The organism is Streptomyces sp. NPDC049597, assembly GCF_040675505.1.
Taxonomy (GTDB): domain Bacteria; phylum Actinomycetota; class Actinomycetes; order Streptomycetales; family Streptomycetaceae; genus Streptomyces.
This window is the reverse complement of sequence record NZ_JBFAOY010000001.1, coordinates 637,201-662,786: the sequence shown is the minus strand read 5'-3', so window position 1 is coordinate 662,786 and position 25,586 is coordinate 637,201. Positions and strand designations below refer to the sequence as shown.

General features: G+C 72.2%; 20 protein-coding genes and 1 tRNA gene. 12 read left to right on the top strand and 9 right to left on the bottom strand.

Going from position 1 to position 25,586, the window contains the following annotated elements:
- The first annotated feature begins 240 nt into the window (after positions 1-240).
- A complete protein-coding gene (locus AB0K02_RS02930; protein ID WP_365990539.1) occupies positions 241-1,530 on the top strand; it encodes a citrate synthase in 1,290 nt (429 codons plus the stop codon).
- A 532-nt stretch (positions 1,531-2,062) separates the two neighbouring features.
- On the opposite strand, the gene AB0K02_RS02925 is transcribed toward AB0K02_RS02930, so the two are convergent.
- From AB0K02_RS02925 to AB0K02_RS02910, 4 genes are all read right to left on the bottom strand, one after another.
- Entirely contained in the window at positions 2,063-4,309 is a 2,247-nt protein-coding gene (locus AB0K02_RS02925) for a heavy metal translocating P-type ATPase (protein ID WP_365990538.1), read from the bottom strand.
- Between the two features lie 130 nt (positions 4,310-4,439).
- A complete protein-coding gene (locus AB0K02_RS02920) occupies positions 4,440-4,757 on the bottom strand; it encodes a heavy-metal-associated domain-containing protein (RefSeq protein WP_365990537.1) in 318 nt (105 codons plus the stop codon).
- Positions 4,758-4,931: 174 nt separating this feature from the next.
- The gene (locus AB0K02_RS02915; RefSeq protein ID WP_365990536.1) at positions 4,932-5,129 is read right to left on the bottom strand and encodes a MarR family transcriptional regulator; all 198 of its coding nucleotides are present in this window, start codon (positions 5,127-5,129) and stop codon (positions 4,932-4,934) included.
- Positions 5,130-5,339: 210 nt separating this feature from the next.
- The gene (locus AB0K02_RS02910; RefSeq protein WP_365990535.1) at positions 5,340-6,251 is read right to left on the bottom strand and encodes a sugar phosphate isomerase/epimerase; all 912 of its coding nucleotides are present in this window, start codon (positions 6,249-6,251) and stop codon (positions 5,340-5,342) included.
- 125 nt (positions 6,252-6,376) lie between these two features.
- On the opposite strand from AB0K02_RS02910, the gene iolC reads away from it, so the two are divergent.
- The 5 genes from iolC to mmsA are packed head-to-tail and all read left to right on the top strand — an operon-like array spanning position 6,377 to position 12,533.
- Entirely contained in the window at positions 6,377-7,372 is a 996-nt protein-coding gene (gene iolC / locus AB0K02_RS02905) for a 5-dehydro-2-deoxygluconokinase (RefSeq protein WP_365990534.1), read from the top strand.
- On the top strand, positions 7,369-8,253 hold the full coding sequence (locus AB0K02_RS02900) for a deoxyribose-phosphate aldolase (protein ID WP_365990533.1): 885 nt from the start codon (positions 7,369-7,371) through the stop codon (positions 8,251-8,253). Before iolC ends, AB0K02_RS02900 begins: the two co-directional genes overlap by 4 nt.
- Positions 8,254-8,269: 16 nt before the next feature.
- Entirely contained in the window at positions 8,270-9,148 is an 879-nt protein-coding gene (gene iolB, locus AB0K02_RS02895) for a 5-deoxy-glucuronate isomerase (protein ID WP_365990532.1), read from the top strand.
- Positions 9,145-11,016 carry a 3D-(3,5/4)-trihydroxycyclohexane-1,2-dione acylhydrolase (decyclizing) gene (iolD, locus tag AB0K02_RS02890; protein WP_365990531.1) on the top strand — a complete coding sequence of 624 codons (1,872 nt, stop codon included), beginning with the start codon at positions 9,145-9,147 and terminating at the stop codon, positions 11,014-11,016. The genes iolB and iolD overlap by 4 nt, the downstream gene beginning before the upstream one ends.
- Before the next feature lie 14 nt (positions 11,017-11,030).
- Positions 11,031-12,533 (top strand): CoA-acylating methylmalonate-semialdehyde dehydrogenase, encoded by a 1,503-nt coding sequence (gene mmsA, locus AB0K02_RS02885; RefSeq protein ID WP_365990530.1) that lies wholly within the window; start codon positions 11,031-11,033, stop codon positions 12,531-12,533.
- Positions 12,534-12,591: 58 nt separating this feature from the next.
- On the opposite strand, the gene AB0K02_RS02880 is transcribed toward mmsA, so the two are convergent.
- On the bottom strand, positions 12,592-13,773 hold the full coding sequence (locus tag AB0K02_RS02880) for a S8 family peptidase (protein ID WP_365990529.1): 1,182 nt from the start codon (positions 13,771-13,773) through the stop codon (positions 12,592-12,594).
- A gap of 324 nt (positions 13,774-14,097) precedes the next feature.
- Between AB0K02_RS02880 and AB0K02_RS02875 the strand changes: the two genes are divergently transcribed.
- The 5 genes from AB0K02_RS02875 to AB0K02_RS02855 all read left to right on the top strand — a co-directional run bounded on the left by AB0K02_RS02875 (position 14,098) and on the right by AB0K02_RS02855 (position 20,742).
- Positions 14,098-16,869, top strand: a complete 2,772-nt coding sequence (locus tag AB0K02_RS02875) for an alpha/beta fold hydrolase (protein ID WP_365990528.1) — start codon at positions 14,098-14,100, stop codon at positions 16,867-16,869.
- The gene (locus tag AB0K02_RS02870; RefSeq protein ID WP_365990527.1) at positions 16,866-17,741 is read left to right on the top strand and encodes an ABC transporter permease; all 876 of its coding nucleotides are present in this window, start codon (positions 16,866-16,868) and stop codon (positions 17,739-17,741) included. The genes AB0K02_RS02875 and AB0K02_RS02870 overlap by 4 nt, the downstream gene beginning before the upstream one ends.
- A gap of 194 nt (positions 17,742-17,935) precedes the next feature.
- Positions 17,936-19,450 carry a von Willebrand factor type A domain-containing protein gene (locus tag AB0K02_RS02865; RefSeq protein ID WP_365990742.1) on the top strand — a complete coding sequence of 505 codons (1,515 nt, stop codon included), beginning with the start codon at positions 17,936-17,938 and terminating at the stop codon, positions 19,448-19,450.
- Positions 19,451-19,609: 159 nt separating this feature from the next.
- A complete protein-coding gene (locus AB0K02_RS02860) occupies positions 19,610-20,083 on the top strand; it encodes a DUF1772 domain-containing protein (RefSeq protein WP_365990526.1) in 474 nt (157 codons plus the stop codon).
- Between the two features lie 128 nt (positions 20,084-20,211).
- Positions 20,212-20,742 carry a MarR family transcriptional regulator gene (locus AB0K02_RS02855; RefSeq protein ID WP_365990525.1) on the top strand — a complete coding sequence of 177 codons (531 nt, stop codon included), beginning with the start codon at positions 20,212-20,214 and terminating at the stop codon, positions 20,740-20,742.
- Here AB0K02_RS02855 and AB0K02_RS02850 read toward each other — a convergent pair.
- The 4 genes from AB0K02_RS02850 to AB0K02_RS02835 all read right to left on the bottom strand — a co-directional run bounded on the left by AB0K02_RS02850 (position 20,648) and on the right by AB0K02_RS02835 (position 23,614).
- Entirely contained in the window at positions 20,648-21,916 is a 1,269-nt protein-coding gene (locus tag AB0K02_RS02850; RefSeq protein WP_365990524.1) for a Cmx/CmrA family chloramphenicol efflux MFS transporter, read from the bottom strand. The genes AB0K02_RS02855 and AB0K02_RS02850 overlap by 95 nt on opposite strands.
- Before the next feature lie 419 nt (positions 21,917-22,335).
- Positions 22,336-22,902 (bottom strand): TetR/AcrR family transcriptional regulator, encoded by a 567-nt coding sequence (locus AB0K02_RS02845; RefSeq protein ID WP_365990523.1) that lies wholly within the window; start codon positions 22,900-22,902, stop codon positions 22,336-22,338.
- Positions 22,899-23,327 (bottom strand): SRPBCC domain-containing protein, encoded by a 429-nt coding sequence (locus AB0K02_RS02840; RefSeq protein ID WP_365990522.1) that lies wholly within the window; start codon positions 23,325-23,327, stop codon positions 22,899-22,901. Before AB0K02_RS02840 ends, AB0K02_RS02845 begins: the two co-directional genes overlap by 4 nt.
- 214 nt (positions 23,328-23,541) lie before the next feature.
- Positions 23,542-23,614 (bottom strand) — tRNA-Arg (locus AB0K02_RS02835).
- Positions 23,615-23,924: 310 nt separating this feature from the next.
- Between AB0K02_RS02835 and AB0K02_RS02830 the strand changes: the two genes are divergently transcribed.
- Positions 23,925-25,544 carry a GTPase domain-containing protein gene (locus AB0K02_RS02830; RefSeq protein WP_365990521.1) on the top strand — a complete coding sequence of 540 codons (1,620 nt, stop codon included), beginning with the start codon at positions 23,925-23,927 and terminating at the stop codon, positions 25,542-25,544.
- The last annotated feature ends 42 nt before the right edge of the window (positions 25,545-25,586 follow it).

Genomic DNA, 25,586 nt, shown 5'->3' with positions numbered 1-25,586 from the left:
CGGCGGCGGTTCGGTGGGCCCGCCCTGAGGGAAGGTGCCGGAAAGGGTGGGAAATACCACGCCTTCCCGTCCCGGCTTTCAGAACCAGGGCGAAGGGGGCAAGATGAGCAGGTTGGCGGCACTGAGTGCCGCCGATGGGCCCAATGGTCGACCCCGAGTGCACTCTCCTGAGCCAAATGGGGGATGGTAGAGACAGTCAGGGCACCTCGAAGTAGAGGCACTACGTCGGTGAGGGATGACGTGAGCGACAACTCTGTAGTACTGCGGTACGCGGACGGTGAATACACCTACCCGGTGGTCGAGAGCACCGTCGGTGACAAGGGCTTCGACATCGGGAAGCTCCGAGCCCAGACCGGTCTGGTGACCCTGGACAGTGGATACGGCAATACCGCCGCCTACAAATCCGCGATCACCTACCTCGACGGCGAGCAGGGCATTCTGCGCTACCGCGGCTACCCGATCGAGCAGCTGGCCGAGCGCTCCACCTTCCTCGAGGTGGCGTACCTGCTGATCAACGGTGAGCTCCCCACGGTCGACCAGCTCGCGGGGTTCAAGGGCGAGATCACGCAGCACACCCTGCTGCACGAGGACGTCAAGCGGTTTTTCGACGGCTTCCCGCGTGACGCGCACCCGATGGCCATGCTCTCCTCCGTGGTCAGCGCGCTGTCGACGTTCTACCAGGACAGCCACAACCCGTTCGACGAGAAGCAGCGCCACCTGTCCACGATCCGGCTGCTGGCCAAGCTGCCGACGATCGCGGCCTACGCGTACAAGAAGTCGATCGGCCACCCGTTCGTCTACCCGCGCAACGACCTCGGGTACGTCGAGAACTTCCTGCGCATGACCTTCTCGGTCCCCGCCCAGGAATACGAGCTGGACCCGGTCGTGGTCTCCGCGCTCGACAAGCTGCTGATCCTGCACGCGGACCACGAGCAGAACTGTTCCACCTCGACGGTGCGCCTCGTCGGCTCCTCGCAGGCGAACATGTTCGCCTCGATCTCCGCCGGCATCAGCGCCCTGTGGGGCCCCCTGCACGGTGGCGCCAACCAGTCCGTCCTGGAGATGCTCGAGGGCATCCAGGCCAACGGCGGCGACGTGGACTCCTTCATCCGCAAGGTGAAGAACAAGGAGGACGGCGTCCGCCTGATGGGCTTCGGCCACCGCGTCTACAAGAGCTTCGACCCCCGGGCGAAGATCATCAAGGCGGCGGCGCACGACGTCCTCTCGGCCCTCGGCAAGTCCGACGAGCTGCTGGACATCGCCCTGAAGCTGGAGGAGCACGCGCTCTCCGACGAGTACTTCGTCTCGCGCAACCTCTACCCGAACGTGGACTTCTACACGGGTCTGATCTACCGCGCGATGGGCTTCCCGACGGAGATGTTCACCGTGCTCTTCGCCCTCGGGCGGCTGCCGGGCTGGATCGCCCAGTGGCACGAGATGATCAAGGAGCCCGGCTCCCGCATCGGCCGTCCGCGTCAGATCTACACCGGCGAGGTCCTGCGCGACTTCGTCCCCGTCGAAGCCCGCTAGGCGCGCCGAGGGCGCGCGAAGACCGGTCGCTCAACGGCCGGCCTTCCCGGACCGGGCCCGGCCCGGTCCGGTGGGCTGCGCCCCGGACGAGGACCTTTCGCCGAGAATCTGTTGCTCGGTCTCCGCTGCCCCTCAGGGGCTCGCCGGGGTGTCCCCGGACGAGCGAGCCGGCAGGCGAACAAGCCGAGCAGGCGCGGAAAGCGCCCCGCTGCCGATCCCCCCACGGGTCGGCGACGGGGCGCTTCCCATATCCCCGAGCGGATTCCCCCCACGGGATCCGGCCGGGCGTCTGCTGGGCAGCAGAAGCTCCTCGTGCGGTCTGCCGGGGTACGTACGCACGGGAGGGCCGCTCAAAGCTCCCCGGGCACGTGCCCCGGCCAACGCTTGCCTGGAACGTCCCCCAAGACATTCCATGAACGTCCCCCAAGACGTTCTCGGCATCGCCCACTTAGACTCGCGAGGAGCCTTAATGGTTACCCCCAAATATCTGTGATCTAGGTCTCCTTGTGAAGGTCTTGTGACCTGTTTGTAGTCACGAGAAGGAGCGCAGGCGGAGACTGTTGGTGACGACAAATACGGACGAAAAGGCCATCGCGAAACCCGCGATCATGGGGTTGAGCAGGCCGAACGCCGCCAGAGGCAGGGCCGCGACGTTGTAGCCGAAGGCCCAGTAAAGATTCCCTTTGATCGTCGCAAGGGTCCGACGTGCGAGACGGATCGCGTCCGCGGCGACCCGCAGGTCACCCCGCACCAGGGTCAGGTCCCCGGCCTCGATCGCCGCGTCCGTTCCGGTGCCCATCGCCAGGCCGAGATCGGCGGTCGCGAGCGCCGCGGCGTCGTTCACGCCGTCGCCGACCATCGCGACCGTACGGCCCTCGGCCCGCAGCGCCTCGACGACCCGCACCTTTTCCTCGGGCAGGACCTCCGCGTACACCTCGTCCACGCCTACCTCCGCGGCCACCGCCTCCGCCACGGCGCGCCCGTCGCCGGTCAGCAGCACCGGGGTGAGCCCCAGGGCCCGCAGCTGCCGCACCGCCTCGGCGCTGGTCTCCTTCACCGCGTCCGCGACGGTGAGCACCCCGAGCGCCTTGCCGTCCCGGGCGGCGTAGACGGCGGTACGGCCCCGGTCGGCGGCCGCGGCCGTCACGAGCGCCTCGGGCAGCTCCACGCCGGCGTCCCGCAACAGCGCCGCGCGCCCGACGAGCACCTCGTGGCCCTCGACCGTTCCGCGGACACCGAGGCCGGGGACGTTCGCGAACCTCTCGACGGCGGGCAGCGGGCCGACGCGCCCCTCGGCGCCCTCGACGACGGCACGCGCGATCGGGTGCTCGGAGGCGTGCTCCAGCGCGCCCGCGAATCGCAGCAGCTCCGCCGCGTCGGCGGTTTCGGCCGGGTGCACGCCCTGAAGGGTCATCCGGCCGGTGGTGACCGTTCCTGTCTTGTCCAGGACGACCGTGTCGACCGTGCGGGTCGACTCCAGCACCTCGGGCCCCTTGATGAGGATCCCGAGCTGTGCGCCGCGGCCGGTGCCCACCATGAGGGCCGTCGGGGTGGCGAGGCCGAGCGCGCAGGGGCACGCGATGATCAGGACCGCGACGGCGGCGGTGAACGCGGCGGTCGCGTCGTCGGTCGCGATCAGCCAGACCACGAGCGTCGTCAGCGCGATCAGCAGCACCACGGGCACGAAGACCGCCGACACCCGGTCCGCGAGACGCTGGACCTCGGCCTTGCCGTTCTGCGCGTCCTCGACGAGCTTCGCCATACGGGCGAGGCGGGTGTCCGCGCCGACACGGGTGGCCTCGACCACGAGCCGGCCGGAGGTGTTGAGGGTGGCGCCGGTGACCTCGTCGCCCGCGGTCACGTCCACCGGCAGCGACTCCCCGGTCAGCATCGAGACGTCCACGGCGGACGCGCCCTCGACGACCGTGCCGTCGGTGGCGATCTTCTCCCCGGGGCGTACGACGAAACGGTCGCCCACCGCCAGACGGTCGACCGCAACGCGTACCTCGGCGCCGTTCCGCAGCACGGCCACGTCCTTCGCACCCAGCTCCATCAGCGCGCGCAGGGCCGCCCCCGCCCGGCGCTTGGATCGGGCCTCCATATAGCGGCCGAGCAGGATGAACGTGATCACCCCGGCGGCCACTTCGAGATAGATCGCCGAGCCCCCGTCCGTGCGGGAGACGGCCGGATCGAAGGCGTGACGCATGCCGGGCATGCCCGCCTGCGCGAAGAACAGCGCATACAGGGACCAGCCGAACGCGGCCAGTGTGCCGGTGGACACCAGCGTGTCCATGGTGGCCGCGCCGTGCCGCAGGTTCGTCCAGGCGGCGCGGTGGAAGGGCAGTCCGCCCCAGACGACGACGGGAGCGGCGAGGGTGAGCGAGAGCCACTGCCAGTTGTCGAACTGCAGAGCGCCGATCATCGACATGAGGACCACGGGCGCGGAGAGGGCGGCGGAGACGACGAGACGCTGCCGCAGGGCGCGCTGCTCGGGATCCGTCCCGGTCCCGTGCCCTCCGCCGGTCCCGGCCGCCGGAGCCGTGTCGTCCGGTTCGGGGGCCGGAGGCGGTGGTTCCTCGGCGGTGTAGCCGGTCTTGACGACGGTGGCGATGAGGGCGGCGACCGGCATGTCCGGCGGGTAGCTGATGTGGGCCTTCTCGGTCGCGTAGTTGACCGTGGCGCTCACGCCGTCCATGCGGTTCAGCTTCTTCTCGACGCGGGCCGCGCAGGAGGCGCAGGTCATCCCGCCGATGGTGAGCTCCACCTGGGCTGTTTCCACGTCGGGACTCCATGCGTACCGAGGCCGGGCCTTACCCGACCAGTATCGGACCGATCGGGTCGGGCCCGGTCCCCCGGTACGTGCCGTGCGATGCGCCGGCAGATCCCGGCGCGCTCGGTTGCGGTGGCGGTCAGGCCTGGCCGACCAGCTCGTAGCCCGCCTCGTCGACGGCCGCGCGCACGGCCGCCTCGTCGAGCGGCGCCTCGGAGACCACGGTCACCGTGCCGGTGGCCGCGACGGCCTTCACCGAGCTGACCCCGGGGATCTCCGAGATCTCGCCGCTGACGGCGCCTTCGCAGTGGCCGCAGGTCATGCCGGAGACCTGGTAGACGGTGGTGAGACCGCCGGCCTGCGCGTCCGCCCCGGCGTCGTGGCAGGAGCCGTCGGCCGAACAGCAGGAACCGGAGCCCTGGACGGTCTCGATCTCGGTCTTCGTCTCGGCGGTCATCGCGTTCTCCTCGTGAGCGGGACGTACAAGGCATGATGCGCCAGGAGCCCGGGGGAACGCCAAGGCTGCCTGACACACCTCAGCCTATACCCCTAGGGGGTATGAGGCAACGGCGTCGGCGACGCCTCGCCGAGGAGCCGGCGGTTCCGGGCCGCGCGTCGCGTGCCGGGGGCCTCACGTCCGGCGCCCTCGGTTGCCGGGCCTGTTGGCCACCCAGCGGCGGATGGTCTCGGCGAACCAGTACGGCTTGCCGGCCTCCACGTGGTCGGGGGGCGGAAGAAGGCCGTGCTTCCGGTACGAACGGACCGTGTCCGTCTGCACCTTGATGTGCACGGCGATGTCCTTGTAGGACCAGAGCCTTCTGTCCGTCATGTGTCGGGCACCTCCCTGCGCGCGGCAGCGGCGGGCGGGTTGCCGTAGGGGGAGCTGCCGCGCGGACGTTGGCGAAACTGAGCCTGTGTCCCGTGAACGACGGTGGAGGGAGGTGGGGGCAGGGCTGTCGACCGCCTGTGACGGAACGCATGCGCAATGGCGACATGTGTGATGAGGCGGCGACAACCGCCACAGGTGCGCGGCGGGCGCTCAGACGCCGCAGGACCGCAGGAATCCGCGGGTGCGTTGGGCGATCGGGAAGGGTTTGTCCGGCGGGCAGGGGTACATGTCCTGCTCGACGATGGCGAAGAGTTCGACACCGAGGGCCGAGGCCGCGTTCAGGACGGGCTCCAGCGCGGGGACGCCGGCCGGGGGTTCGCACATGACACCGCGGCCGACCGCCGGGCCGAAAGGCGCCTCGTCGGCCACCACCTGGGCCAGGACCGCGGGGTCGACCTGCTTGAGGTGGAGGTAGCCGATCCGCTCGCCGTACGTCTCGATGAGCTTCACGCTGTCACCGCCGCAGTAGGCGTAGTGGCCGGTGTCCAGGCACAGGGAGACGAGATCCGGGTCGGTGGCGTCGAGGAAGCGGCTGACGTTCTCCTCCGTGTCGATGTGGGTGTCCGCGTGCGGATGGACGACGATCTTCAGCCCGTGACGTTCGCGCACCTCGCGGCCGAGGCGTTCGCTCTGGGCGGTGAGGTCGCGCCACTGCTGCGGGGTCAGCGTGCGGTCCTCCAGCACCCGGCCCGTCTTGTCGTCGCGCCAGAAGGAGGGGATGACGACCAGGTGCTCCGCGCCCATGGCGCGGGTGAGCGCGGCGATGTCCGAGACGTGGGCCCACGTCTTCTCCCAGACGTCGGGGCCGTGGTGCAGCGCGGTGAAGACGGTGCCGGCCGAGACCTTCAGCCCTCTTCGGGCGGTCTCCTCGGTGAGCCGCGCGGGGTCGCTCGGGAGATAGCCGTAGGGGCCGAGCTCGATCCATTCGTAGCCGGCCCGGGCGACCTCGTCGAGGAAGCGCTGCCAGGGGACCTGCTGGGGATCGTCGGGGAACCACACCCCCCAGGAGTCGGGGGCCGAGCCGACCCGGATGCGGTTCAGGGCGGGGACGGAGGAGGTCATGCCGGTCAGCTTTCCGGCCGCCGGAGAAGGGTGTCAAGGCTTGGTCCGAATGTCCGGACAAAACATTGACAGGGTTCATGGGGGAGGGCTAGACCTGGGGTCACCCCCTGACCGAAGGGACGCGCATGTCTTTGCCGTACGACGTGATCACGATGGGCCGGATCGGGGTGGACCTCTATCCCCTGCGTACCGGGGTCCCGTTGGCGCAGGTCGACACGTTCGGGAAGTTCCTCGGCGGCTCGGCGGCGAACGTCGCGGTCGCGGCGGCCCGGCTGGGCCGGCGGACGGCCGTGATCACCCGGACCGGACAGGACCCCTTCGGCGAGTACCTGCACCAGGCGCTGCGCGAGTTCGGCGTGGACGACCGGTGGGTGACGCCGGTCGAGGAGTACCCGACGCCGGTCACCTTCTGCGAGGTGTTCCCGCCGGACGACTTCCCCCTCTACTTCTACCGGCAGCCCAAGGCGCCCGACCTGGAGATCCGGGAGGGCGAGCTGGAGCCGGAGCCGATCCGGGCGGCGCGGATCTTCTGGATGACCGGCACGGGACTGTGCGCGGAACCCAGCCGGACGGCGACGCTGGCCGCGCTCGCGCACCGGGCGAAGTCGGGGACGACGGTGTTCGACCTCGACTGGCGGCCGATGTTCTGGGCCGACCCGCGGTCGGCCGGCGCGCAGTACGCGAAGGCACTCGCCCTGGCGACCGTCGCCGTGGGCAATCTCGAGGAGTGCGCGGTCGCGACCGGCGAGCGCGAGCCGGACGCGGCCGCCGAGGCGCTGCTGGCCGCCGGCGTCGAACTCGCCGTGGTCAAGCAGGGCCCCAAGGGGGTGCTCGCCGTGCACCGGGACGGCACACGCGCCGAGGTGCCGCCCGTGCCCGTGGACGTGGTGAACGGGCTCGGAGCGGGGGACGCGTTCGGCGGGGCGTTGTGCCACGGGCTGCTGGCCGGCTGGGATGTGGAGCGCGTGATGCGCTTCGCCAACGCGGCGGGAGCGGTGGTCGCCGCGCGCCTCGCCTGCTCGACGGCCATGCCGTACGAGGAGGAGGTCGCCCGGGTCCTCGCGGGCGGCCCCGTCCCCCCGGACCCCAGCCGCACCGACCGGACGCGGGGGGCGTCGTGAGCCGCGTCGACATCGGCGAGCTCGTGGGGATCCGGACCCGGCACCCCGAAGCCGTCGCCGAGGCCGCTGCGCGGCGTCGCAGACGCACGCGTCTCGTCGGCGACGGCGGACGGCTGATGATCATCGCGGCCGACCACCCCGCCCGCGGCACGTTCGCCGTCGGCGACCGCCCGCTCGCCATGGCCAACAGGCTCGACCTGCTGGAGCGGCTCTGCCTCGCCCTCTCGCGTCCCGGGGTCGACGGCGTCCTCGCCACCTCCGACATCCTCGACGACCTGCTGCTCATCGGCGCCCTCGACGACAAGGTGGTCATGGGTTCCATGAACCGCGGCGGTCTCGCGGGCGCGTCGTTCGAACTCGACGACCGGTTCACCGGCTACCGCGCCCGTGATCTGGACCGGCTGGGCTTCGACGCCGGAAAGCTGTTGCTGCGCATCGACTACGACGACCCGGCCTCGCTCGACACCCTGGCCGCGGCCGCCCGCGCGGTCGACGAGATGGCGGAGCGTCAGCTCCCCGTCTTCGTCGAGCCGTTCATATGTCACCGGATCGACGGCCGGCTGCGCAACGATCTCGGGGCCGAGGCCGTGACCCGGTCCATCGCCATCGCCTCCGGGCTGGCCGGCACCTCCGCGTACACCTGGCTCAAGGTGCCCGTGACCGAGGACCCCGACGACATGCGAGCCGTGATGGAGACCTCCACCCTCCCCGCGGTGCTGCTCGGCGGCGACGCGGGCAAGGACCAGGACAGGGCGTACGAGAGATGGCGCGCGGCCCTGCAACTGCCCACGGTCCAGGGGCTCGTGGCCGGCCGCGCGCTGCTCTATCCGGTCGACGGCGACGTGACGGGCGCGGTCGACACGGCCGTGGGCCTGCTGTAGGGGGTACGGAGAAGGCATGAGCCACGACCAACCACACCGGGGCACACCCCACGAGGGCACACCGCGCGGCGGCGGGCCGGCCGGCGCGCTGCCCGGCCTGCACGTCCCCGCGGGCAGCGCCGCCCACGGACCGTACGCCCTGAGCGTCACCCCCGAGCAGGCCGGCTGGGGCTACTCCCAGCTGCGCGTGCTGGAGCTGGAACCGGGCGGTTCGCATCCGTTCGTCACCGGCGACAGCGAATGGATCGTGCTGCCCCTCAGCGGCGGTTGCACGGTGCAGACGCAAGACGAGATCTTTGAACTGCAGGGGCGGGACGGCGTGTTCGGCGGAGTGAGCGACTTCGCGTACGTGCCGCCAGACGCCCATGCCCAGATCGCCTCCGGCGCGGGAGGCCGCTTCGCCCTGGCAGGAGCGAGGTGCGAGCGCCGACTCCCCGCTCGCTACGGCCCCGCGCCGGAGGTACCCGTCGAGGCCCGCGGCAGCGGGATCCAGGCCCGCGAGGTGCGCAATTTCGCGGCGGCCGGCGCGTTCGCCTGCGACCGGCTGATCGCCGTCGAGGTGGTCACCCCCGGCGGCCACTGGTCCTCCTACCCGCCGCACAAGCACGACGAGCGCGTCCCCGGCGAGGAGAGCGAGCTCGAGGAGATCTACTACTTCGAGATCGACGGCGGCGGCGTCGGCTTCCAGCGCGTGTCGCCCTCGCGCCCCGGCGGCGCCGACGTGCTCGCCGAGGTCCGCAGCGGCGACGCCGTGCTCGTCCCGGACGGCTGGCACGGGCCGTCCGTCGCGGAGCCCGGACACGCCATGTACTACCTCAATGTGATGGCGGGACCGGGCGCCGAGAGGGAATGGCTGATCCGCTTCCACCCCGACCACGCGGAGGGTTACCGATGACGCGGCTGACCACGGCCCAGGCTCTGGTGCGCTTCCTGTCCCACCAGTACACCGAGCGCGACGGCCGCCGCCGGCGGCTGATCGCCGCCACCTGGGGCATCTTCGGGCACGGCAATGTGGCCGGCATCGGCCAGGCCCTCGTCGAGTCCTCCGCGGACATGCCGTTCGTGCAGGGCCGCAACGAGCAGTCCATGGTGCACGCCGCCGTCGGCTACGCCCGCCAGTCCCGCAGGCTGTCCGCGCACGCGGTCACCACCTCCATCGGCCCCGGGGCCACGAACCTGGTCACCGGCGCCGCACTCGCCACCGTCAACCACCTGCCCGTCCTCCTGCTGCCCGGTGACGTCTTCGCCACCCGCCCCGCCGACCCCGTGCTCCAGCAGCTCGAAGTGCCGTACGCGGGCGACGTGTCGGTCAACGACTGCCTGCGCCCCGTCTCCCGCTGGTTCGACCGCATCACTCGCCCCGAGGCCCTGGTCCCGGCCGCGCTGCAGGCGATGCGAGTGCTCTGCGACCCCGCGCAGACCGGCGCGGTCACGCTCGCGCTGCCGCAGGACGTGCAGGCGGAGGCGTACGACTGGCCGCAGGAGTTCTTCGCCGACCGGGTGTGGCACGTGCGCCGTCCCCGCCCCGACGCGGGCGCGCTCGCCCAGGCCGCCGACGCGGTGCGCCGGGCTCGCCGGCCGCTGATCGTCGCCGGCGGGGGCGTCCGCCACAGCGAGGCCGAGGAGGCGCTGCGCGCGCTCGCCGACGCCACCGGCATTCCCGTCGCCTCCACCCAGGCGGGGAAGGGATCGCTGCCCCACGACCATCCCTGCGACCTCGGCGGCATCGGCCACACCGGCACCGCCACCGCCGACGACCTGGCACGCACCGCCGACCTGGTGATCGGCGTCGGCACCCGGTGGACCGACTTCACCACCGCGTCCTCGACCCTCTTCGCCGCCCCGGACGTCCGCTTCGTCAACATCTCCGTCGCCGCGTTCGACGCCCACAAGATGTCCGGCCTCGCGCTCGTCGCGGACGCCCGCGCCGCACTCGGCGAACTGGCCGCCGCCCTCGCGGGCCATCGCGTGGACGCGGCGTACGAAAAGGAGTACGCGCGGGGCAAGGAGCGCTGGGAGCAGCGGGTCGACGCCGCCTACGCGGTGGGTGACGAGGACGCGGCGCCCACCCAGCCCCAGGTCCTCGGCGCACTCGACGCCCTCGTGACCGGGGACGACATCCTGATCAACGCCGCCGGCTCCCTCCCGGGCGACCTGCACAAACTGTGGCGCGCCCGCTCCGCCGACCAGTACCACGTCGAGTACGGCTACTCCTGCATGGGCTACGAGATCCCGGCCGCGATCGGCGTGGCGATGGCCGCACCGGGACGCCCGGTCTGGGCGCTGGTCGGCGACGGCACGTACCTGATGAACCCCACCGAGATCGTCACCGCCGTGCAGGAGGGCGTCCCGATCCGGATGGTGATCCTGCAGAACCACGGGTACGCGTCCATCGGAGGCCTGTCCGAGACGGTCGGTGCCGAGCGCTTCGGCACGGACTACCGGCAGCGGACCGGCCCAGGCCGCACGTACTCCGGACCGCCGCTGCCCGTCGACCTGGCGGCGAACGCCGAGTCGCTGGGCATGCGGGTGATCCGCGCCGGGACCGTGCGTGACCTGCGCGAAGCACTGGCCGAGGCACGGGCGGCGGACGCCCCCACATGTGTCTACGTGGAGACCGGAACGGCAGACACTGTGTCGGGCGCGCCCGCGGCACAGGCGTGGTGGGATGTTCCGGTGGCCGAGACCGCGACCCGCCCGTCGGCGGCCTCGGCCCGGGAGGAGTACGACCGGCAAGTCGCATCCCGACGCCGCCATCTCTGAAGGAGTTTCTCGCCATGACGAAGACCGTCAACCACTGGATCGGTGGCAAGACCGTCGAGGGTGCGTCCGGCAACTGGGGTCCGGTGACCGACCCGGCGACGGGAGAGGCCACGACCCGGGTCGCCCTGGCCTCCGTGGAGGAGGTCGACGCGGCCGTCTCCGCGGCCAGGGAGGCGTTCGCGACGTGGGGCACGTCGTCGCTGGCGCAGCGCACGGCGGTGCTGTTCCGCTACCGGGCGCTGCTCGACGCCCGCCGCGACGACATCGCCGCCCTGATCACCGCCGAGCACGGCAAGGTCCACTCGGACGCGCTGGGCGAGGTGGCCCGCGGCCTGGAGATCGTCGAGCTGGCCTGCGGCATCACCACCCAGCTCAAGGGCGAGCTGTCGACCCAGGTCTCCAGCCGCGTCGACGTCGCCGCCATCCGCCAGCCGCTCGGCGTCGTCGCCGGCATCACGCCGTTCAACTTCCCGGCGATGGTGCCGATGTGGATGTTCCCGCTGGCGATCGCCTGTGGAAACACCTTCGTCCTCAAGCCCAGCGAGAAGGACCCGTCAGCCGCGAACCTGCTCGCGGAGCTCGCCGCCGAGGCCGGCCTGCCCGACGGCGTGCTGAACGTCGTCCACGGCGACAAGGTCGCGGTCGACGCGCTGCTCGCGCACCCCGACGTGGCCGCGGTCTCCTTCGTCGGCTCCACCCCCATCGCCCGCTACATCCACACCACCGCCTCCGCCAACGGCAAGCGCGTCCAGGCGCTCGGCGGCGCGAAGAACCACATGCTGGTCCTGCCCGACGCGGACCTGGACGCGGCGGCCGACGCCGCGGTGTCCGCCGCGTACGGCTCGGCGGGCGAGCGCTGCATGGCGATCTCCGCGGTGGTCGCCGTCGGCGCGGTCGGCGACGAGCTGGTCGAGAAGATCCGCGAGCGCGCCGAGAAGATCAAGATCGGCCCGGGCAACGACCCCACCTCCGAGATGGGCCCGCTCATCACCGCCGCCCACCGCGACAAGGTCGCCTCCTACGTCAAGGGCGCCGCCGACCAGGGAGCTGACGTCGTCCTCGACGGCACCGGCTTGCGCGTGGACGGTTTCGAGGGCGGCCACTGGATCGGCCTGTCCCTGCTCGACAAGGTCTCCACCGACTCCGACGCGTACCGCGACGAGATCTTCGGTCCCGTGCTGTGCGTGCTGCGCGCCGAGACGTACGAGGAGGGCGTGGCGCTGATCAACGCCTCGCCGTTCGGCAACGGCACCGCGATCTTCACCCGTGACGGCGGCGCGGCCCGCCGCTTCCAGCTGGAGATCGAGGCCGGCATGGTCGGTGTGAACGTGCCGATCCCGGTGCCGGTGGGCTACCACTCCTTCGGCGGCTGGAAGGACTCGCTCTTCGGCGACCACCACATCTACGGCAACGACGGCGTGCACTTCTACACCCGCGGCAAGGTCGTCACGACCCGCTGGCCGGACCCGGCCGACGCCCCGGCGGGCGTGGACCTGGGCTTCCCGCGCAACCACTGACGCGGATGACCGAGGGCGGGCCCGTCGCCGGGCCCGCCTTCGGTGTGAGCACGGGCGCTCAGAACAGCGAGTACAGCAGCTTGTTCGGGGAGCCCGTGAGCGCGTTCTGGACCTTGCCGCCGGTCGCGTTGGCGACCAGGGCGTCCCTGACCTGGGCCGGGGTCGCCGTGGGGTGGGTGGACAGGTAGAGCGCGGCCGCGCCCGCGGTGTGCGGGGCCGCCATCGACGTGCCCGAGATGGTGCTCGTGGCGGTGTCGTTGTCCTTCCACGCCGAGGTGATGGACACGCCCGGGGCGAACAGGTCCAGGCAGGTGCCGTAGTTGGAGAACGACGCCCGGCGGTCCGCGCTGTCCGTCGCGCCGACCGTGATCGCCTCGGGGACGCGCGCGGGCGAGTAGTTGCAGGCGTCGGCCGGCAGGCCCAGGACGGGAAGGCCGTTGCCCGCGGCGATGGAGTAGCTGACGCCGGAGGCGATCGACTTCTTCACCGCGTTGTCGAGCGAGGTGTTGGCCGAGCCGCCGAGGCTCATGTTGGCCACGGCCGGCTTCCTGGCGTTGGCGGTCACCCAGTCGACGCCCGCGATCACACCGGCGGTGGTGCCGGAGCCGTTGCAGTCCAGGACGCGTACGGCGATCAGGTTGACGTTCTTGGCGACGCCGTAGGTCCTGCCGCCGACCGTGCCCGCCACGTGGGTGCCGTGGCCCTGGCAGTCCTGGCCGTTCTGGCCGCCGCCCACCGTGTCCGTGCCAACGCGTGCGCGTCCGCCGAACTCGCTGTGGGAGGTGCGGATCCCGGTGTCGATGATGTACGCGTTCACGGTCGACGCGGTCGTGTTGTACGTGTACGTCTTCGACAGCGGCAGGCTGCGCTGGTCGATGCGGTCGATGCCCCAGGTGGCGTTCGGCTGGGTCTCGTTGAGGCGGACGATCGAATTCTGCTCGACGTACGCCACCCGCGGGTCGGCCGCGACCTCCTTGGCTCTGTCCATGGACATGGTGGTGGAGAAGCCGGTCAGGACGCTGCGATAGGTGTGCTCGGTCGTGACACCGAGATCGGCGGCACGTGTGCTGCCGTCCTTCAGGACGACGATCCAGCTGTTGTGTACGGCGGTTGCAGTGGGGGCGAGACGAAGATCGCCGAGGTTCACGCTCTGCGCGGTGGGGGACATGGCGAACTGGAGACCGGTCGCTGCGGCGACTGCTGATATCAGCGCCGTCGTGCGACGGGCAGTGGGGCCCATCTCGTGCACCTGTACCTTTCGTTGACCGGTTACGGGCAAGTACGGGCGTGCATGGTGCCAGGACGTGCGGTTGCGTCCACCAGAGTCGTGTGCTGTGACCTGTGACACAAGAGGGCGGGAAGCGGAGGGGATCCGCGTGAACAAAGGCATCTGACTACTCGTCAGTAAGTGTGGGTCTTGTGTGCCCCTGCCACGTGCCCGGAATGTCCGGTGGGCATACCGCGTCCGGTGTACGGGAACCCTGCCGCGTACTCCTCGGGAAGGTCCATGGGTTCCGCCTGACGGCAGCCGAGCTCGCACAGGTTGTCCGCTTAGGGTTTTCCCATGGAGATCCGACTTCCCCGGTCCCTCGGCCGGCTCAGGACCGGACCACGCGGCCGATGGCTCGCCGGTGTCGCGGCCTTCGCCGTCCTCGCGGGCGCGGGCACCTGGACCGCGGTCGCCGACGACGGCCCGCCCGCCGTGCACCGCGAGGACCGGGTGCTGGACATGCCCGGGGCCGGGATCGACACCTCGTACTTCACCGCCGGCGGTGACGGCCGCCGGCCCGCCGTGCTCATCGGCCACGGCTTCGGAGGCACCAAGGAGGACGTACGCGCCCAGGCGGAGAAGCTGGCCCAGGACGGCTACGCCGTCCTGACCTGGTCGGCACGCGGCTTCGGGCAGTCCACCGGACGCATCGGTCTCAACGATCCCGACAGGGAGGTCAAGGACGTCTCCCGGCTGATCGACTGGCTGGCGCGGCGGCCCGAGGTGCAGCTCGACAAGGACGGCGATCCACGCGTCGGCATGACCGGCTCCTCGTACGGCGGCGCGATCTCGCTGCTCGGCGCCGGGTACGACAGGCGCGTCGACGCCATCGCCCCCCGGATCACGTACTGGAACCTCGCCGAAGCCCTGTTCCCCGACGACGTGTTCAAGAAGCTGTGGGCCGGCATCTTCTTCTCCACCGGGTCGGCGCCCGACCCCGGCCGGCGAGTGGCCCCGCCGCCCGCCGGTGAGGCCCCCGCGGGCGAGACCGCCGAGCAGGGCGCGGCGGACGCCCCCGGCGGCCGCACCACCGCCGGTCCCGCGAACCCGGCCGGCTGCGGCCGCTTCGAGCCGCGGCTGTGCGCCATGTACGAGCGCGTCGCCGTCGCCGGAAAGCCCGATGCCGAGGCCCGGGCGCTTTTGGAGGAGCGCAGCCCCGCGGCGGTCGCGGACCGGATCGCGGTTCCCGCGCTCATCGTCCAGGGCCAGTCCGACTCGCTCTTCACGCTCTCCCAGGCCGATGCCATGGCCCGAGCCGTCAGCGGCAACGGCGCACCCGTCGCGGTCGACTGGACGGCCGGCGGACACGACGGCGGGGACCGCGAGACGGACCGGGTGGAAGCGCGGATCACCGCCTGGTTCGACCGGTATCTGGGGCAGGACAAGGGCGCGGACACCGGGCCGGCCTTCCGCGTCAGCCGCACCGGAGGCGTCGACTCTACCGACGGGCAGGCACTGCTGCGCGGCGCGACCGCGGACCGCTACCCGGGCCTCGCGAGCGGCCCCCGCACCTTCCCGCTCACCGGACCCGAACAGCGCATCGCCAATCCCGCGGGCGCCAACCCGCCCGCCATCTCCGCCGTCCCCGGACTCAGCGGCGGCGCCGGATCGCTGTCGTCGCTGGGCGTCGGCCTCTCCCTCGACTTCCCCGGCCAGTTCGCGGGCTTCACCTCCGCGCCGCTGGACCGCGCCACCCGCATCACCGGCTCCCCGCAGGTCACCGTCGAGGTGACCTCCGACCGGGGCGACGCCGTGCTGTTCGGGAAGGTGTACGACGTCGGGCCCGACGGCAGGCAGCAGGTGCTGCCGGCCCAGCTCGTCGCCCCCGTCCGGGTCGAGGACGCCACGAAGCCGCAGAAGGTGACCCTCACGCTGCCCGCCGTGGACCACCAGGTCGACGCGGGGCACCGGCTGCGTCTCGTCCTGTCCGCGACCGACCTCGGCTACGCCTCCCCGGCCGAACCGGCCTCGTACACCGTCTCCCTCGCCGGAGCGCTCACCGTGCCCACCGCCCCCGCCGTGCGCACCCAGGCCGCCGGCCTGCCCTGGTGGGTGTGGGCGCTGCCGACCGCCGGAGCCCTTGTCGCGGCCGCCCTGCTGTTCACCGCCCGCCGCCGGGCCGTCGCACCGGCGCCCGACCCGGAGCGCGCCGGCGTACCGCTGGAGATCACCGGACTGACCAAGCGCTACGCGAACTCCGCGGACCGGTACGCCGTGCGGGACCTCTCCTTCCGCGTCGAGAAGGGCCAGGTGCTCGGACTGCTCGGCCCCAACGGTGCCGGCAAGACGACCACCCTGCGCATGCTGATGGGCCTGATCCGGCCCGACGACGGCGAGATCCGCGTCTTCGGCCACGCGATCAGGCCCGGCGCCCCCGTGCTCTCCCGGGTCGGCGCGTTCGTCGAGGGCGCGGGCTTCCTGCCGCACCTGTCGGGCCGCGAGAACCTGGAACTGTACTGGCGGGCGACCGGCCGACCGGTCGCCGACGCGCACATCGAGGAGGCGCTGGAGATCGCCGGCCTCGGTGACGCGCTGGCCCGCGCCGTACGCACCTACTCCCAGGGCATGCGGCAGCGTCTCGCCATCGCCCAGGCCATGCTCGGCCTGCCGGACCTGCTGATCCTCGACGAGCCGACGAACGGGCTCGACCCGCCGCAGATCCGCGAGATGCGGGACGTGATGATCCGGTACGCGGCGGGGGGCCGGACCGTCATCGTCTCCAGCCACCTCCTGTCGGAGGTCGAGCAGTCCTGCACGCACCTCGTCGTCATGGACCGCGGCCGGCTCGTACAGGCCGGTCCCGTCGCCGAGATCACCGGCGAGAGCGACACCCTTCTCGTCACCACGGCGGGCGAGGTGCCCGAGCCGGTCATCGAGAAGATCGCCGCACTGCCGGGCATCGGTTCGGCCGTACGCACGGACGAGGGTCTGCTCGTACGGCTGGACGGTGCGAGCGCCACCGCGATGATCACCGAACTGGTCCGTCTGGACGTTCCCTTGACGGGCGTCGGACCGCACCGCCGCCTGGAGGACGCGTTCCTCACCCTGATCGGAGGCTCGGCATGAGCGCGCCCGTGCAAGACGCCACGCTCGTCGGGTCGGCCCCCGGCTACCGGGCCGGACACACCCTGCCCCTGCGGGTGGAGGCGGTCCGGCAGCTGCGGCGGCGCCGGACCCTGGTGATGGCCGGGATCCTGGCCGCGCTGCCGTTCGTCCTGATCGCGGCGTTCGCGATCGGCGGCACCCCGGACGGCCGCGACAACGGCCGCATCACCCTGATGGACACGGCGACCGCGTCCGGTGCCAACTTCGCCGCCACCTGCCTGTTCGTCTCGGCGGGTTTCCTGCTGGTGGTGCCGGTGGCGCTGTTCCACGGCGACACCGTCGCCTCGGAGGCGAGCTGGTCGTCGCTGCGCTACCTGCTCGCCGCCCCGGTGCCCCGGACACGTCTGCTGTGGTCCAAGCTCGCCGTGGCGCTCGGCTTCAGCGCGGCGGCGATGGTGCTGCTGCCGCTGGTGGCGCTGGTGGCGGGCACGGTCGCCTACGGCTGGGGGCCGCTGGAACTGCCCACGGGCGGATCGCTCGGCGCCGGGGAGTCACTGGGGCGGCTGGGGCTCGTGGTGGCGTTCGTCTTCGTCTCCCAACTGGTCACAGCGGGGCTGGCGTTCTGGCTGTCCACCAAGACCGACGCACCGCTCGGCGCGGTCGGCGGCGCGGTCGGGCTGACCATCATCGGCAATGTGCTGGACGCCGTCACGGCGCTGGGCGGCTGGCGCGAAGTGCTGCCCGCGCACTGGCAGTTCGCCTGGATCGACGCGCTCCAGCCGCAGCTGGAGTGGACGGGCATGGTGAAGGGGGCGTCCGTGTCGGTCACATACGCGCTGGTGCTGTTCGCGCTCGCCTTCCGGAACTTCTCCCGCAAGGACATCGTGTCGTAGGACCGGCCGGGCTGCGCCGTTGCCGCATTGAGATCCTTCCGCAACCCCTTCGTCTGCTCCTCGCGGCGGTCTCGGACGTCACATTCACAAGTGCCGTTCGATGCGAGGGGGAGAACCGGATGACGTTCCGTGTGTGGGGGAGAAGGGGCGGACGAGCGGCGAGGACGGCGGTGGTCGCCGCGCTGGCCGGCGGCATGCTGCTGACGTCGGCCTGCTCGGGCTCCGAGAACATCGCCACCGATCAGACCGACAGCCGCGGGCCGGACGGCGCGCTGCCCGCCCCGGCCGTTCCCGACGGCGGCCGGGGCGCGCCGGGTGAGGGAGCCGCCGAAGGGGAGGCCGACAAGGCGCGCGAGTCCGCACCGCCCGCGGACTACCTGTCCACGTTCGCCCTCGACGTCGACACCGCCTCCTACGGCTACGCCCGCCGCACCCTGAAGGAGGGGCGGCTGCCGCAGGCGCACGAGGTGCGGCCCGAGGAGTTCGTCAACAGCTTCCGCCAGGACTACGAACGCCCCGAGGGCAACGGCTTCTCCGTCACCGTCGACGGCGCGCGGCCGCAGGCCCCGGAAGGCGAGGTGCACGGGGACGGCGGCGGCGAGGACTGGTCGTTGGTCCGCGTGGGGCTGTCCACGGCCGCGCCCGCGCGCACGAGCGAACGGCCGCCCGCCGCGCTCACGTTCGTCATCGACATCTCCGGCTCGATGTCCGAGCCCGGCCGCCTGGACCTCGTCAAGAAGTCGCTCGGCACCCTCACCGACCAGCTGCGCGACGACGACTCGATCGCGGTCGTGACCTTCAGCGACGAGGCAGAGACCCGGCTGCCCATGACGCGGCTGGACGGCAACCGCGACAGCATCCACGACGTCGTCGACGACCTGGAGCCCACCGACTCGACCAACGTGGAGGCCGGGGTCACCAAGGGCTACGAGGAGGCCGTCGAAGGCCGCAGGAAGGGCGCCACCAACCGGGTCGTGCTGCTGTCCGACGCGCTCGCCAACACCGGGCGGACGGGGGCCGACGCGATCCTCGACCGCATCGACGACGCCCGCCGCGAGCACGGCATCACCCTCTTCGGCGTCGGCGTCGGCAGCGACTACGGCGACGCGCTGATGGAACGCCTCGCCGACGAGGGCGACGGGCACACGACGTACGTCTCCGACGAGGAGGAGGCGAGGAAGGTCTTCGTCGACCAGCTGCCCGCGCACGTGGAGCTGCGCGCACGCGACGCCAAGGCCCAGGTCGCCTTCGACCCGCAGACCGTCAAGCAGTTCCGGCTCATCGGCTACGAGAACCGGGCCGTCGCGGACGAGGACTTCCGCGACGACCGCGTCGACGGCGGCGAGGTCGGCCCCGGCCACACGGTGACCGCGCTGTACGCCGTACGCCTGCGGGAGGGGGCGAGCGGCCATGTCGCCACGGCCACCGTGCGCTGGCTCGACCCCGCGACGCGGGCGCCGCACGAGCGGTCGGGCTCGGTGGAGACCGGCGCGATCGACGGGGCGCTGTGGGGCACGGCGTCCAAGCGGCTCCAGGTGGCCGCGGTGGCCGCGTACTTCGCCGACGAGCTGCGCGACGGCTCCGTGCCGGGCTCGCCCGGCCTCGCCGAACTGCGCGAGCGGGCTCGGGCACTGGCGGATTCGACGGAGGACACGGCGGTGCGTGACCTGGCTGACGCGATCGGCCGGGCGGAGCGTCTGAAGGGCTGACGGCGGAGCGGGTGGGGGGCTGAGGGGGACGGGCGACGGGGTCGGAGGGGTCGGCGGTCCGAGGGGGTCGGCGAGTCGGTGGCGGGGCCGCGGGCCGACGGGTGCGCGGGAGCGTCAACTCGGCTGCACCCCCGGCCCCGTCACGCCATGATGTGGCCCATGCCGACCCTCCTGCTCGCCCTCGCCGTCGTCTCCACCGGTCTGTACGCGGGCTTCATGCTCATCTTCCTGACCGGCGTCATGCCCGGCCTCGCCCGGCTGTCCGACGAGCAGTTCGTGGCCGCGATGCGCCGCGTCAACGAGACGGTGCCGAGGGCGGTCTTCCTTCTCGTCTTCGTCGCGATCGTCGCCCTCCCGGCCGCCGCGCTCGCCGTCCCCGTCGACGGCCGCACCGCCACCGAGCGGTGGCTGATCGTCGCCGGGCTCGTCTGCGCCGTCCTCAACCACCTCGTCACCGCCGTCGGCAACATCCCCCTCAACAACGCGCTCGCGGCATCCGAGAACGCCACGCCGCCCGTGCCCGACAGCCGGGTCCGCGCGGCTTTCGAGGCCCGGTGGAACCGGCTGCACCTGGCCCGGACGCTCCTGACACTGGCGGCCTTCGTCCTGCTGGTGTGCGCCGCGCTCCCGTAGGCATCGGCCGCCGCCGCGGAAGCCGGCCGGCGACGAGCCCGGATCCCGCCGCCGACCGGGGCCCGGCGATCTGGCGCTCGACGGGGCCGGCGATCCCCTGGCCAGGCACCGCGCGATAGAAAGACGTCATGAACCAACCAGCGCGGACCCCAGGGGACATGGACGACGTCGACGCCGTGACCCGCGCGGTGCTCACCGCGTCCAGGCTCCTCGTCGCGGTCTCCGCCCGCTCGCTGGCCGCCGTGGAGGACCGGGTCACACTGCCCCAGTTCCGTCTCCTGGTCGTGCTCTCCACGGAGGGGCCCGCGAAGCTGGTCGTCCTGGCCGAGCGGCTCGGGGTGAATCCGTCGACCGCGCTGCGGATGATGGACCGGCTCATCGCCGCCGGTCTCGCGGACCGGCAGGTCAACCCCGACAACCGCCGGGAGACCGTGCTGCGGCTGACGGACGACGGCCGGCGCATCGTCGAGGACGTCACCGGCCGCCGCCGAGCGGAGATCGCCGCGATCGTGTCCCGGCTCGACCCGGAGCAGCGAGCGGCACTGGTCAGCGCCTTGGGGGCGTTCACCGAGGCGGGCGCGGAACCTGCCGTCGGGGGCCGTGAGGCGGAGCTGTATCCGCTGGGCTGGTCGGACATGCCCCAGGGCGGCCACCGCTGAGGCTCGCCCGCTGCCTCCCGTCACCACGGCCCGCGCGGGCCACGCCGGTGGCGGTGAGCGCGGTGACGAACGCCGCGGCCACCAGAAGGGCGCTCACCCACAGGGGTGAGCGGTAGCCGAAGCCCGCCCCGATCGCGGCCCCACCGAGCGAAGGGCCGAGCGCGGCGCCCACGTTGAAGGCCGCGGTCGCGCAGGCGCCGCCCAGTGCGGGGGCGTCGGCCGCCTCGTACAGCACGCGGACGATCAGGGTCGAGCCGACGGCGAACGACAGCGCCCCTTGGAGGGGGACGAGGACGAGCAGGACGGCCGGGCTGCCGCCGGTGAGCGCGAGGACGGCCCATCCGACGAGCAGCGTCGCCCCGCCAGGCACGAGGACCTGGAGCGGCCGGGAGTCGGCCAGCCGCCCGGCGACGGTGGTGCCGGCGAACGACCCGATGCCGAACAGGGCCAGGAGCACGGGCACCCACACCGCGTTCAGCCCTGCGACATCGGTGACCAGCGGGGCGAGATAGGTGAACGTGCAGAAGGTGGCGCCGTTCACCAGCGCCCCCACGCTCAGGGTCACGGCAAGACGCGCACTGCGCAGGGCCCGCAGTTCGCCGCGCACCCGCGGCACACCTGCGTCCACCGGGCCGGCCGGCACCGAGCGGGCGACCGCCACGACGGCGGGCACGGAGACGAGGGCGACGGCCCAGAAAGCCGAGCGCCAGCCCCACAACTGACCGAGCAGCGCCCCGGCGGGCACACCGGCGACGCACGCGAGCGTCACGCCGCCGAGCAGGACCGAGGTGGCGCGGCCCTTGGAGCCGGCGTCGACCATGGCGGTCGCGGTCGCCAGCGCCACGGCCAGGAAGCCCGCGGTGGCCAGCGCGCCGGCCACCCGCGCGGCCAGCAGCACGCCGAAGCTGCCGGTGACCGCGCCGAGCACGTGGACGAGCAGGAAGGCCAGGAGGAGGAACAGCAGCGCCCGGCGCCGGGGCCACCGCAGACCGACGACGGCCGTCAGCGGCGCGCCGACGACCATCCCGACGGCGAACGCGGAGGTCAGCGCCCCCGCCGCCGGGACGGACACCCCCAGGTCGGCGGCGATCTCCGGCACGAGGCCGGACAGCATGAACTCGGACGTTCCCTGGGCGAAGACGGCGAGTCCGAGCAGGTACAGAGCAAGTGGCATGGCAAGACTCCAGGGCCCCGGCACGCAAGACGTGAGGGGCCGCACGCGAAGGGACCCGGGTCGGAGTCGCGAAGGGACTCACGAGCCGGGCGGAACACAGCCCGTTGCGTGGTGATCCGGCGGCGGACGACGTGCCCGACGGGTACGCGGCGAAGCCACCGGACGACCGGTGGCTAGAGTCTTGACGCCTCAGGACTGGCCATGGCCACCCACCGTAGGAACGTCACGGGGCGCGGTCCAGCGAATTTCGACGACATGCTGGTCAAGCGCAACCGGTCGCGCGTGCCCGTCGTTTGCCGCCCTCCGGGTGCGTGCCGGTTGATGCATGCGGTCCGGGGACGACCATGTGGCGGGCACTGCCGATCGCGCGAGAGCGCCGGACGGCCGCCGCGAGAACGCCCGGCCCCCGGTCTCCGTCCTCAGTCCCGCGAACTGCGCACATCTGCTTGCGCCGTGAAGGCACGCGCCCCGGCCTGCCATGTGAGATCGAGGTCGGAGCCGCCCGGATAGCGGCGATCGAGTTCGAGGACGACCATCCCGTGCGCGTACGACCACAGGGCCTGGGCGAGGTGCGAGTCCTCGGTGGCGACGAAGAACGGGCTGCCGGCCCACTCCTCCAACCCCGGGGGCAGGGCGGCGCGCGGCAGCGGGCCCGCGGTGCTGAGGCGGTAGAGACCGGGGCGAGCGAGCGCGTGCCGTCGGTACGCGGCCAGGAGTGCTGGTACGCGCTCGGCGCGCTCCGCCTCGCGCAGGGCGGCGTGCAGGGCGGCGCCCATTTCGGCGAGACCGTCCTCCACGAGGGCCGCCTCCACGGCTTCCTTGTTGCGGAAGTGCTTGTAGAGGGAAGGGGCGCGGATGCCCAGACGTTCGGCGAGGGCGCGCATGGTGAGTTCGTCACGCCCGCGCTCCTCCAGCAACTCGCGTGCGGCGGCGACGATCTGGGCGGCGCGCGGGGTACGCGGGGAACGGTCGGGCTGGTCGGTCATTGCTCCGCTCGCTGCTTGAGGGCGGTGTTCATGGCGTGGAAGGCGTCGAGAACGTCGAGCTTACGGCGTATGAAGGGCAGGGCCACCAGGGCACCGGTGAAGGTCTCGGCATGGGTGAGCCGGACGCTGCCGGGTCCGGTCTCGTCGATGACGAAGGAGTGCTCCCCGTCGAGAAGACCGCGGACCCCGAACCGCCCGACCCACCGCAGCTCCCGCCCGGGTACGGCGGCCAGGACAGTGGGGCGGAAACGCATGGTGGACCCGTTGTTGACGAGGACGTTCTCCAACACCGCACCCACCTCGGCCACCCCCGTGGCGCTGACGATGAAGGGATTCCACCGCGGGTACGCGTCGAAGTCGGTGAGCACCTGCCACACGCGGGACGCAGGGGCGGCGATGTCGATGTGGGTGCGGACGGCGTGCATGGGGCCTCCCTGCAGGGACCGTGGCTAACGGCGTTAGCCGACACTCGGATCGTACGGCTAACGCCGTTAGCTACGCAAGCGCACAGGCTCGCGGCGCGCCGGGGTGCGCGGGCGGTCCGGCGCTTACGCGCCCTCTACGCCCCGCCCGCTAACTTGCCCCTGACCAGCAAAAAGACCCTCCCGGCGGGAGGGCCTTGCGGTGGTGCGGACGGTGCGCCCCCGGCAGGACTCGAACCTGCGGCCAAGCGCTTAGAAGGCGCCTGCTCTATCCACTGAGCTACGGGGGCCGGAAGCGGCCTTGCGGCCAGGAGCCCGCTCGGGTCGCCCGGCCTGCCGGGGTCAAGGATAGGGCTCCGATCGCCTTGGCCCGGTTGCCTCACCTGCGTGGCACGATGTGGAGGTTCGGTGAAGCGAACCGATAATCGCAGGCAGGTGCGATCCGTGCACCGCTTTTGACGCCTCGCGACGCGGGTGTTGTGCACTCGTTATGCCTGCGTCCCACTCGTCCCATGTGTACCGTCTGTCCTGTCGGCGCGCAGAGAGGCCCATACGCTTCAAAAAGCCGATCAAATTGGGCATTCTTCGCATGTGGTGACCTTGGATGCACGGCCTCAGCTGATCGACGCACTTTCCGCCCTGCGCGACCGTGTCGCCGCCGTGCGTCTGCCACTCCCGCTCCCCGGCGCGCCCCGCGCCCGGCAGACGCGTGTCGAACTGCTCGCGCAGCTCGACGACTATCTGGTGCCCCGCCTCAAGGACCCCGAGGCCCCGCTGCTCGCCGTGATCGGCGGATCCACCGGCGCCGGGAAGTCCACACTCGTCAACTCCCTTGCGGGCAGGAAGGTCAGTGAGGCCGGGGTGCTGCGGCCCACCACGCGGACCCCCGTCCTCGTCTGCCACCCCGACGACCACCACTGGTTCGCCGGTATGCGGGTGCTCCCGGAACTTCCCCGCGTCTGGATGCCTCCCGCCGATGAGGAGGGGGAGCGGGACGGGGCCGGGCGGCCCCGCAAGACCGGGAAGCAGAACCCGGACGAGAAGGCGCTGCGGATCGAGACCGCGTCCACCCTCCCGCGCGGCCTCGCCCTCCTCGACGCGCCCGACGTCGACTCGCTCGTCGTGGAGAACCGCCTGCTGGCCGCCGAGTTGATCTGCGCCGCCGACGTCTGGGTCATGGTGACCACCGCCTCGCGCTACGCGGACGCCGTGCCGTGGCATCTGCTGCGTACGGCGAAGGAGTACGACGCCACGCTGGTCACCGTGCTGGACCGGGTGCCGCACCAGGTCGTCGACGAGGTCTCGCGCCAGTACGCGGCGCTGCTGACCAAGGCGGGGCTCGGCCATGTGCCGCGGTTCACCATCCCCGAGCTGCCCGAGTCCGCGGGCGCCGGCAACGGGCTGCTGCCCACCACCGCCGTCGCGCCCCTGCTGTCCTGGCTCGCCCACCGGGCGCAGGACCCGGCCGCGCGCCAGCAGGCGCTCGGGCGCACCGCGGGCGGCGTTCTCGCCTCTCTGGACGCGCGGATGCCGGAGCTCGCGAGCGCGGTCGCGGCCCAGTACGCGGCGGCCGTACGGCTCACGGGCGCCGTGGAGGAGGCGTACGAGAAGCAGCGCGAGCGCGTGCGGGAGCAGCTGCGTGCCGGTGCCGTGCTCGCCGGGGACGCGCGCACCCGCTGGCGCGGCTACCCCCGCGACAGCACGGCGGCCGAACTGCTCGACGCGCTCGTCGCCAGCCTGTCCGCGCTCCTGCAGTGCGCCGTGGCCGCCGCCGACGAGCAGGTGCAGAGCGCCTGGCGGCGTGAGCCCGCCGCGGCGGCCGTCACCCCCCACCACCGCGTCGACCTGGAGACGAGCGAGCGGATCGGGATGGCCGTGCGCCGCTGGCGGCGGGTGCTGGAGGAGATCGCCGAGGAGGAGGTACGGGGGATGGAGCGCAACGCCGCCCCAGACGCCGAGACCGTCGCCGCGCTGCTCGCCACCGCTCTGCTCGGCGGCCGGCGCGCCCGCGGCGCGGGGGAGCGGCTGGCCGAACGGATGGGCGCCCAGGGCGCGCTGAGGCTGCGCGACAAGGGCGGCGAACTTGTCTCGTCCTCCATCGACGCCGTACTGCACGGCGAACGGGACCGCCGCCTGGCGCCCCTGGACGCCCTGGAACTGACCCCCGAGCCGCAGGCCGAGCTGATCGCCGCGCTGTCCCTACTGCAGAAGGAGAGGTGAGCGCGGGTGACCGCCGTCACCGACGACCACAACGAGACGGGG